Annotated in this window: 3 protein-coding genes; all 3 read right to left on the bottom strand. The window is 76.9% G+C overall.

Features of this window, described 5'->3' with window-relative positions:
* Window positions 1–3,169 (bottom strand): type I polyketide synthase (locus AB0O29_RS32175; protein ID WP_365158806.1); only part of this gene is annotated, 3,169 nt, incomplete at its 3' end.
* Between the two features lie 8 nt (window positions 3,170–3,177).
* Window positions 3,178–8,718 carry an SDR family NAD(P)-dependent oxidoreductase gene (locus AB0O29_RS32170; RefSeq protein WP_365158803.1) on the bottom strand — a complete coding sequence of 1,847 codons (5,541 nt, stop codon included), beginning with the start codon at window positions 8,716–8,718 and terminating at the stop codon, window positions 3,178–3,180.
* A 50-nt stretch (window positions 8,719–8,768) separates the two neighbouring features.
* On the bottom strand, window positions 8,769–10,373 hold a 1,605-nt coding region (locus AB0O29_RS32165; protein ID WP_365158800.1), incomplete at its 5' end, for an acyltransferase domain-containing protein.

Genomic DNA, 10,373 nt, shown 5'->3' with positions numbered 1-10,373 from the left:
GGGTGCCCATGGCGTGCCGGGTCCAGCCGCCGGTGTGCGCGCCGTCCTCGGCGGGGCGCGCGTACACGTCCAGGGAGCGGCGTCCGTCCTCGTCCGCCGCGCCGACGACGGCCCGGACCTGGACCTCGCCCTCGTCGGGCAGGACCAGGGGGACCTCCAGGGAGAGTTCGCCGACGGCGGGGCAGCCGACGCGGTCGCCCACCGACAGCGCCAGGTCCAGGTAGGCGGTGGCGGGGACGACGACCGAGTCGAAGACGGCGTGGTCGGCGAGCCAGCCGTGGGTGCGCGTGGACCACAGGCCGGTGAAGACGGTCTCGTCGGTGCCGGGGTGGTCCACGAGGGCGCCGAGCAGCGGGTGGTGCGGGGAGGACAGGCCGGCGGAGGCCACGTCGGCGGTGGCGGCGGCGGCGAGGAAGTCCAGCCAGTAGCGCCGGCGCTGGAAGGCGTACGTGGGGAGGTCCACGGCCGGCTGCGTGCCGGTCAGGGCGGCCCAGTCCACGGGGGCGCCGAGGACGTGCAGTTCGGCGAGGGCCGCGGCCAGGCCCTCCGCCGTGCCCCGGTCGCGGCGGAAGGAGGCGGTGACGCGGGCGTCGGCGCCCTCGGCGGCGAAGGCGTCCTTGGTGAGGCCGGCGAGGGTGGAGCCGGGTCCGACCTCGACGAAGACGCCGGCTCCGGCCGCGCGGGCGTGGGAGACGGCCTCGTGGAAGCGCACGGGTGCGCGGACGTGGTCCACCCAGTGCGCGGCGGAGGTCAGCTCCCGGAGCGTGGCCTCGCGGCCCAGGAGGGTGGAGACGACCGGGATCCGCGGCCCCTCGCCCTCGGGGAGGGCGGTGAGGTCCGGGAGGGCCGCCGCGAACTCCTCCAGGACCGGGTCCATGAGCGGGGAGTGGAAGGCGTGGTCGAAGGGGAGGAGCTTGGCCGAGCGGCCGTCGGCGACGAGCCGGTCGCGCAGGTCGTGGACCTCCTCGCGCAGGCCGGAGACGACCGTCGAGTCGGGGCCGTTGACGGCGGCGATCCCGGTCCGGGCGTAGGGGGCGAGGAGGGCGCGGACCTCGGCCTCGGGGACGCGGACGGCCAGCATGGCGCCGCGTTCGGTGACGGCCTGCATGGTGCGGCCGCGGGCGGCCACGATCCGGGTGGCGGTGTCCAGGCCGAGGGCCCCGGACACGTGGGCGGCGGCGATCTCGCCGACGGAGTGGCCGATGAGGCGGTCCGGGCGCGGGCCGAACCGGGTCAGGGTCCGGTAGAGGGCGACCTGGAGGGCGAACAGCGCGGGCTGCATGACGTCCGTGCGGTCGGCGCCCTCGGGCTCGTCGGCCAGGAGCAGGGGCTTGAGGGGGAAGGGGAGGTGCGCGTCGAAGCGGGCGCAGACCTCGTCGAGGGTCTGCGCGAAGACGGGGAAGGCGGCGCACAGTTCGCGGGCGACGCCGGTCCACCGGGCGCCCTGGCCGGGGAACATGAAGACGGTGCCGCCGGCCTCGGCGGTGGTGCCGCGCACCACGGCGGGGCTCTCCGCGCCCTCGGCGAGGGCGGTGAGGGCGTCCAGCAGGCCCTCGCGGGTCCGGCCGAGGACGACCGCGCGGTGTTCGAAGGCGGCACGGGCGGACACCAGGGAGGCGGCGACGGCGGCGGGGTCGGCCCCGGGGTCGTCGGCGGCGAAGGCGCGCAGCCGCCCGGCCTGGGCCCGCAGGGCCTGTTCCGAGCGGGCGGACAGCACCCACGGGAGCAGGCCGACGGCCCCGGCCGGGACCCGTTCGGCGGGCTCGGCCGGCTCCTCCTCGGGGGCCTGCTCCAGGATCAGGTGGGCGTTGGTGCCGCTGGCGCCGAAGCTGGAGACCCCGGCCCGGCGGGGGCGGCCCGGCGCGGTGGTCCACTCGCGGGCCCCGGTGAGGAGTTCGACGGCGCCGGCGGACCAGTCCACGTGGGTGGAGGGGCGGTCCACGTGCAGGGTGGCGGGCATGGTGCCGTGCCGCATCGCCATGATCGTCTTGATGATGCCGCCGACGCCGGCGGCGGCCTGGGTGTGGCCGATGTTCGACTTCAGCGAGCCCAGCCACAGGGGGTTGCCCGGCTCCCGGTCCTGCCCGTAGGTGGCGAGGAGGGCCTGGGCCTCGATGGGGTCGCCGAGGGTGGTGCCGGTGCCGTGGGCCTCCACGACGTCGACCTCGTCCGGCTGGACGCGGGCGTTGGCCAGGGCGGCCCGGATCACCCGCTGCTGGGCGGGGCCGCTGGGGGCGGTCAGGCCGTTGGAGGCGCCGTCCTGGTTGACGGCGGAGCCCCGGATGACGGCCCAGATCCGGCGGCCGTTCCGGCGTGCGTCGGAGAGCCGTTCGAGGACGAGCATGCCGGCGCCCTCGGCGAATCCGGTGCCGTCGGCGGCGTCGGCGAACGCCTTGCACCGGCCGTCCGCCGACAGGCCGCGCTGGCGGGCGAACTCCCGGAACACCTGCGGGGTCGCCATGACGGTGACCCCGCCGGCCAGCGCGAGGGAGCACTCGCCCTGGCGCAGGGACTGCACGGCCTGGTGCACGGTCACCAGCGAGGAGGAGCAGGCCGTGTCGGTGGAGACGGCCGGACCCTCCAGGCCCAGCGCGTACGCCACCCGGCCCGAGGCCACGCTCAGCAGGGAGCCGGTCTGGGCGTAGCCCGAGATGGCCTCGGGGGTGAAGTGGTGGTTGCCGTAGCCGAAGTACGCGATGCCGGCGAAGACGCCGGTGTCGCTGCCGCGCAGGGCGTGCGGGTCGATGCCGGCCCGCTCCAGCGACTCCCACGAGGTCTCCAGGAGCAGCCGCTGCTGCGGGTCGGCGGCCAGCGCCTCGCGCGGGTTGATCTCGAAGAACTCGGCGTCGAAGTCGCCGGCCCCGTCCAGGAACCCGCCGGAGCGGGTGTAGCAGGTGCCCGGCCGGTCGGGGTCGGGGTCGTAGAGGCCCTCCAGGTCCCAGTGGCGGTCCTGCGGGAAGTCCGAGACCACGTCGGCGCCGGCGCTGACGAGGTCCCACAGCTCCTCGGGGGAGCCGACGCCGCCCGGGTAGCGGCAGGCGACGCCGACCACCGCGATGGGCTCGGCGGCGGCGTCCGTCAGCTCCTGGAGGCGTTTGCGCGTCTCGATCAGCTCGATCGACGTCCGCCTGAGGTATTCGAGGACCTCGGCGCTGTTGTCGTTCGTCATCGCTCTCCCTAGCCGAGCTCTTTGTCCAGCAGCGCGAGGAGCTCTCCCGCTGAGGCCGAAGTGATCTGGTCGACGATGGCGACCGGTGAACCGGCGCCCGCCATCGAACGGACTCGGCCCTGCAGCTCGCCGAGCAGAGTGGAAATGGTGGTGCGGTCCGCCGCTTCGAGCCGGAGGAAGGCCTCCTCCAGCCGGGCGCCCAGCCGTTCGATCTCCTGGGCGAGGGAGTCGGCCGGGGACGGCGGGGCCGCCGTGTCGAAGACGAGGCCCGCGAGCAGGAACTGCGCCAGGGCGGCCGGGTTCGGGTGGTCGAAGACGATCGTGGCGGACAGCTTCAGACCGGTCACCGCCGACAGCTTGTTGCGCAGTTCCAGGGCGGTGAGGGAGTCGAGCCCGAGCTGCTTGAACGCGGCGTGCGGGCCGATCCGGGCGGTGTCGCGGTGGCCGAGGACCAGCGCGGTCTGCGTCCGGACCGCGTCCAGGAGCGCCGCCCGTGCCTCCTCCTCGGGCAGGGACGCGAGCCGCTGCGCCAGGGCCGGTTCGGCGGGGCCGCCGTCCGCCGGGCCGGCGGGGGCGCCGCCCAGCGCGGCGAGCAGCGGGGAGACCGCGCCGGGGGTGGCGGGGTCCAGCCGGGCCGGGACCAGGACGGGCTCGTCCAGCGAGAGGGCCAGGTCGAAGAGGGCGAGCCCGTCCGACGAGGCCAGCGGCAGGACGCCCTGGCCGCGCAGGCGTGCGACGTCGGTGTCGGCGAGGTCGGCGACCATCTCGCTGCGCTCGGCCCAGAAGCCCCAGCACAGGGAGGTGGCGGGCAGTCCGGCGGCCCGGCGGGCCTCCGCGAGGCCGTTGAGGAACCCGTTGGCCGCCGCGTAGCCGGCCTGTCCGGCGGTGCCGAGGACGCTCGCGACGGAGGAGAACAGCACGAACGCGGACAGGTCCAGGTGCCGGGTCAGCTCGTGCAGGTGCCAGGCGCCGCGGACCTTCGGCGCGAGGACCTCCGCCACGCGGTCCTCGGTCAGCGTCTCGACGACCCCGTCGGCCAGCACACCGGCACAGTGGACCACCGCGCTCAGCGGGTGGCCGGCGGGGACGGCGGCGAGGAGCGCGGCGACGGAGTCGCGGTCGGCGACGTCGCAGGCGACGACGTCCACGTGCGCTCCCGCCCCGGTGAGCTCCGCGCTCAGCGCGGCCGCCGCCGGGGCCTCGGGGCCCCGCCGGCCGGCCAGCAGCAGCCGGCGCACGCCGTGCCGCTCCACGAGGTGGCGGGCGAGCTTCGCGCCCAGGCCGCCGGTGCCGCCGGTGATCAGGACGGTGCCGGTGCCGAGGGCCGGTACGCCGTCCGGCGCGCCGGAGGCCTCGGCGCGGGCCAGGGCCGGGACGGCCGGCTCCCCGGCGCGGAGCCGGATCTGGGGCGCGCCGGAGGCGGCCGCCGCCGGGAGGGCGGCGAGGGAGGCGGGCGTGCCGTCGGTGTCGACGAGGGTGAAGCGGCCCGGGTTCTCGGTCTGCGCGCTGCGGACGAAGCCCCAGACGGCGGCCGCGGCCGGGTCGGCGGACTCCGCCGGGCCGGCGCGGACCGCGTCGCGGGTCACGAAGGCCAGGCGGGAGCCGGCGAACCGGTCGTCGGCGAGCCACTCCCGGGTGCGGCGCAGCACGGAGTGCAGGGCCCGCTCGACGCGGGCGGGCGTGTCGGCGCCGTCGGCGTCGGTGTCGGTGTCGGTGTCGGCGATGGGATCGGCGGTGGCGAGGACGACGGGGGGCACCGGCCCGGCCGAGGCGGCGAGTTCGCCCAGGTCCGCGAAGGGGAGGGCGTGCTCGTCCCCGGCTGCGGGGATCCCGTCGGGGGTGCCCAGGACCGCGTACGGGGCGGGTACCGGGGCGGCGGGCAGGGGGCGGGGGGTCCAGTCCACCCGGAACAGGGAGTCGTGGTGGTCGAAGCCCAGGGCGGTCAGCTCCCCGATGTCGGCGGGGTGCAGGGTGAGCGCCTCGATGCCGCCGAGGGGGGCGCCGGCGCCGTCCGCGAGGGTCAGGGAGAGGGTGTTCTCCCCGGCGGGCGCGAGGCGGACGCGCAGGACGCCCGGTCCGGCCTGTTCGAGGCGCAGGCCGGTGCAGCGGCGGGGCAGCAGGCCTTCGGGCCGGGAGGCGTCGGTGGACCCGCCGAGGCCGGCCGGCAGGAGCGCGGCGTGCAGCAGCGCCGGGTGGAGGCGGTAGCGGCCGCCCGCGCCGTCGGCGGCGGGCAGTTCGGCCTCCGCGAGGAGGACGTCGCCGTCGCGCCACACCGTGCGCAGCCCGCGGAAGAGGGGCCCGTGGCGGAAGCCGAGGACGGCCAGGCGCGCGTACTCCTCCTCGACGGGGACGGGGACCGCGCCGGCCGGGGGCCAGACGGCGGGGAGGTCCTCGGGGCGGCCGGGTGCGGGGCCGGTTCCGACGGCGCCGACGGCGTTGCGGGTCCAGTCCGCCTCTCCCCCGCCCCGGGAGTGGACGGTGATGCTCCCCTCGTCGTCGACGAGCACGCGGATCTCGCGCTCGCCCGTGCGGGGCAGCACCAGCGGGGTTTCCAGGGTGAGTTCGGCGACGGCGTCCCCGCCCGCGCGGTGGGCGGCCCAGAGGGCCAGTTCCAGCAGGACGGGGGCCGGTACCAGGGCGGCGCCGTGGACGGTGTGGCCGGCGAGCCAGGGGTGGCGTTCCAGGGAGAGGCGGCCGGCGCCCGCGACGCCGCCGGTGGCGCCGGGGCCCGCGGGCAGGTCGACGACGGCGTCGAGCAGCGGGTGGTCGGAGGTGCTCGCTCCGGTGCCCTCGGCGGGGGTGCCCAGCCAGTAGCGCTGGCGCTGGAAGGCGTAGGTGGGCAGTTCGGTGAACGGGCCGTCGCCGGCCGGGAAGGCGCTCTCCCAGGTCACCGGGGCGCCGGCGGTGAAGGCCTCGGCGGCCGAGCGGTGGAAGCGGGCGAGGCCGCCGTCGCCCCGGCGCAGGGTGCCCACGGCGAGGGCGTCGGCGCCCGCGTCGTCGAGGGTCTGCTCGACGCCGAAGGTCAGGACGGGGTGGGCGGAGGCCTCGACGAACCAGCGGAAGCCCTCGGCGGCCAGGGTCCGGGTCGCCTCCTCGAAGCGGACGGTGTTGCGCAGGTTGGTGTACCAGTACGCGGCGTCCAGGGCGGTGGTGTCCAGCCAGCCGGCGGTCACGGTCGAGAGGAACGGGACCTGTGCCGGGCGGGGTTTGAGGTCCGCGAGCAGACGTCCCAGCTCGTCGCGGATCGCCTCGACGTGGGCCGAGTGGGAGGCGTAGTCGACGGGGACGCGGCGGGTGCGGATCCCGTCGGCCTCGCAGGCGGCCCGCAGCGCGTCCAGTGCGGCCACGTCCCCGGAGACCACGGCGGAGGAGGGGCCGTTGACGGCCGCGACGGACAGGCCGTCGGTGAGGCGGGCGCGGACGGCCTCCGCCGGGAGTTCGACGGACACCATGCCGCCGAGTCCGGAGAGGGCCAGGATCGCCTTGGACCGCAGCGCCACCACCTTGGCGGCGTCCTCGACCGAGAGGGCGCCCGCGACGCAGGCGGCGGCGATCTCCCCCTGCGAGTGGCCCACCACGGCCTCGGGGTGGACCCCGTACGAGCGCCACAGCTCGGCCAGCGAGACCATCACGGCCCACAGCACGGGCTGGACGACGTCCACCCGCTCCAGCGCCGCCTCGTCGCCGAGGACCTCGTGCAGGGACCAGTCGACGTGCGGGGCGAGCGCGTCGGCGCACTCGCCCATCCGGCGCGCGAACACCGGTGAGGTCTCCCACAGTTCCCGGCCCATGCCCACCCACTGGGAGCCCTGGCCGGGGAAGACGAACACCGTCCTGCCCACGGGCCGGGCGGGACCGGAGGGCGCGCCGTCGCCGCCGTCGCCCTCGGCGGCGGCCGTCAGGGCGGCGAGCAGCCCCTCGCGGCCGTCGCCGACGACCACCCGGCGGTGGTCGAAGAGCGAGCGGGTGGCCAGCAGGGCCCGGCCCACGCCGGCGAGCGGCAGCTCCGGGTCGGCGGCCACGTGGTCCCGCAGCCGCAGGGCCTGCTCCCGCAGGGCCTCCGGCGAGCGGGCCGACAGCACCCAGGGCAGCGAGCGGGGGGTGTCGGCGGGCGCGGGGGCGCCGGCCTCGCCGGGAGCCGGTTCGGGGGCCTGTTCTTCGGGGGCCTGTTCGAGGATCAGGTGGGCGTTGGTGCCGCTGATCCCGAACGCGGAGACGCCGGCCCGCCGGGGCCGCCCGGGCGCGCCGGTCCACGGCCTGGCCTCGGTGAGCAGGCGGACCGCGCCGGATTCCCAGTCCACGTGGCGCGAGGGGCGGTCGACGTGCAGGGTGGCGGGCAGCACCCCGTGGCGCAGCGCCATGATCATCTTGATCATCCCGCCGACGCCGGCGGCGGCCTGGGTGTGGCCGATGTTCGACTTCAGCGAGCCCAGCCACAGCGGGCCGTCCGGGTCCCGGTCCTGTCCGTAGGAGGCCAGCAGCGCCTCCGCCTCCAGGGGGTCGCCCAGGGTGGTTCCGGTGCCGTGGGCCTCGACCGCGTCCACGTCCGCGGCGGAGAGTCCGGCGTCGGCCAGGGCCGCCCGGACGACCTTCTCCTGGGCCAGGCCGTTCGGTGCGGTCAGCCCGTTGGAGGCCCCGTCCTGGTTGACGGCCGAGCCCCGGATCACCGCGAGGACGCGGCGCCCGTGGCGCAGCGCGTCCGAGAGGCGTTCGAGGACGAGGACGCCCGCGCCCTCGGAGAAGCCGGTGCCGTCCGCCGCGTCGGCGAAGGCCTTGCACCGTCCGTCGGCCGACAGGCCGCGCTGGCGCCCGAGTTCCACGAGGACGCCCGGGGTGGGCATCGTCGAGACCCCGCCGGCCAGGGCGAGGGAGCACTCGCCGGAGCGCAGGGAGCGGACGGCCTGGTGGACGGCGACGAGGGAGGAGGAGCAGGCGGTGTCGGTGGAGACCGCGGGGCCCTCCAGCCCCAGGACGTACGCCACGCGTCCGGAGGCCACGCTGGTGTAGGTCCCGGCGAGGGCGTAGCCCTCGACCTCGCCGGCCGCCGCGCCGCCCATGCGGGGGCCGTAGTCGACGGAGTAGATCCCGGTGAACACCCCGGTCGCGGAGCCCCGCAGCCCGGCCGGGTCGATCCCGGCGCGTTCCAGCGCCTCCCAGGAGGTCTCCAGCATCAGCCGCTGCTGCGGGTCCATGGCGAGGGCCTCGCGCGGGCTGATGCCGAAGAAGGGCGCGTCGAACTCGGCGAGGCCGGGGAGGAACCCGCCCGCGCGCGCGTACGTCGTCCCGGGGGCCTCGGGGTCCTCGGAGTGCAGCGCCTCCAGGTCCCAGCCCCGGTCCTCGGGGAACGGGCCCATGGCGTCCACGCCGTCGGACACGAGCCGCCACAGCCCTTCGGGAGAGGTCACCCCGCCCGGGAAGCGGCACCCCGCCCCCACGACCGCGATGGGCTCGCGAGCGGCTTCCTCCAGCTCGCGCACCCGCTCGCGCAGCTCCCGCGCGTCGCCGACGGCGCGTCGCAAGTAGGAGCGGAGCTTGTCGACATCCTCCACCAGGGCCTCCCCCAACCGTTGCTCAGCAAGTACAGGTGCGGTGACGGCGGTTACACGTAACCGCCGTCGATCAGCGCGTACAGGTCGTCGTCACTGGGATGTTCGGGAACGGTCTCCTCCACCGTCCCCGCGGCCTCCCGGGCCGCCGCCTGCGGCGGCGCCTCGGGCGCCCCGGGTACCTCGCGCTCCTCGGGCTCCTCGGGCGCGAGGAGGGAGAGGAGGTGGGCGGCGAGCCGCTCGGGCGTGGGGTGGGTGAAGGCGACGGTGGCCGAGAGCCGTACCCCGGCCGCGGCCGTGAGCCGGTTGCGCAGCCCCACCGCCCGGGCGGAGTCGAAGCCCAGGTCCTTGAAGGTCTCCGTCGCCCGCGCCGCGAGGGCGGCGCCCGTCAGCTCCGGGAACTCGGCGCTCAGCAGCGCCGCCGTCTCGGCGCAGACGAGGGCGAGGACCGCCTCCCGCGAGCGCGGGACCGCCGTCGCGGCGCCGGGTCCGCCCGGCCGCGCCGCGTCCGTCTCCCCGGGCGGGGTCAGCCAGTAGCTCCGCCGGCGGAACGGGTAGGCCGGCAGCGGGATCCGGCGCGGCCGGGCCCCGGCGAACACCGCGTCCCAGTCGGCGGTCACCCCGCGGACGTGCAGGTGGGCCAGGGACTCCAGGACCCTGCCCGGGCTCCCGTCGTGCTTGCTCAGGGTGCCGGCGACCACGGGCGAGGCGCCGAGCGCCTCGGCCGTCTCCTCGATCGCCACCTGGAGCACCGGGTGCGGGCTGATCTCGATGAAGGTGGTGTGGCCCTGCTCGATGAGCCGGCGGGTGGCGGCCTCGAAGCGGACGGTGTGGCGCAGGTTGCGGAACCAGTAGGCGGTGTCCAGCGCGGCCGGGTCGACCGGGCCTCCGGTCACCGTCGAGTGGATCGCGGCCGTCGCGGGCCGGGGGGTGATCGGGCCCAGGCCCTGCGTCAGCGGCCCCTCGAACCGGTCCAGCAGCGGGGAGTGCCCGGGGACGGTGGACCGGATCAGCCGGGCGCGCACGCCCCGGGCCTCGCAGTCCGCGACCAGTTCCCGGACCGCCCCGGTCTCGCCCGAGACGGTCGTGGAGTTGGGGCCGTTGACGGCGGCGATCCCGATGCGGTCGCCCCACCGCGCCGCCAGCTCCCGCACCCGGCCCTCGGGCAGCAGGACGCCGGCCATGGCGCCCTCCCCCTCGACCTCGGCGAGCAGCCGGGAGCGCAGGGCCACGATCCGGGCCGCGTCCTCCAGGGTCAGGGCGCCAGCGACGTGGGCCGCGGCGATCTCGCCCTGGGAGTGGCCGACGACCGCGTCGGGGGTCACGCCCAGCGCGTTCCACATCCGGGCCAGGGACACCAGCATCACGAACAGCGCCGGCTGCACGACCTCGATGCGCTCCAGCGAGGCGGCGCCCTCCACGCCGGTCAGCACGTCCACCACGTTCCAGTCGACGTGCGGGGCGAGGGCCCGCGCGCAGGCGTCGGCCGAGCGGGCGAAGACCTCCGACTCCGCGTAGAGCCGCCGGCCCATGCCCGCCCACTGCGAACCCTGGCCGGGGAAGACGAAGACGACCGGGCCGGCCGGGCCGGCGGCCGTGCCGCGCACCACGCGCGCCGGGTCGCCGCCCTCGGCGAACAGGCCGAGGGCCTCCAGGGC

Origin of the sequence: Streptomyces sp. NPDC089915 (assembly GCF_040684675.1) — a bacterium.
In the GTDB taxonomy this organism is placed as follows: Bacteria; Actinomycetota; Actinomycetes; order Streptomycetales; family Streptomycetaceae; genus Streptomyces.
This window is presented reverse-complemented; position numbering and strand designations above follow the sequence as displayed.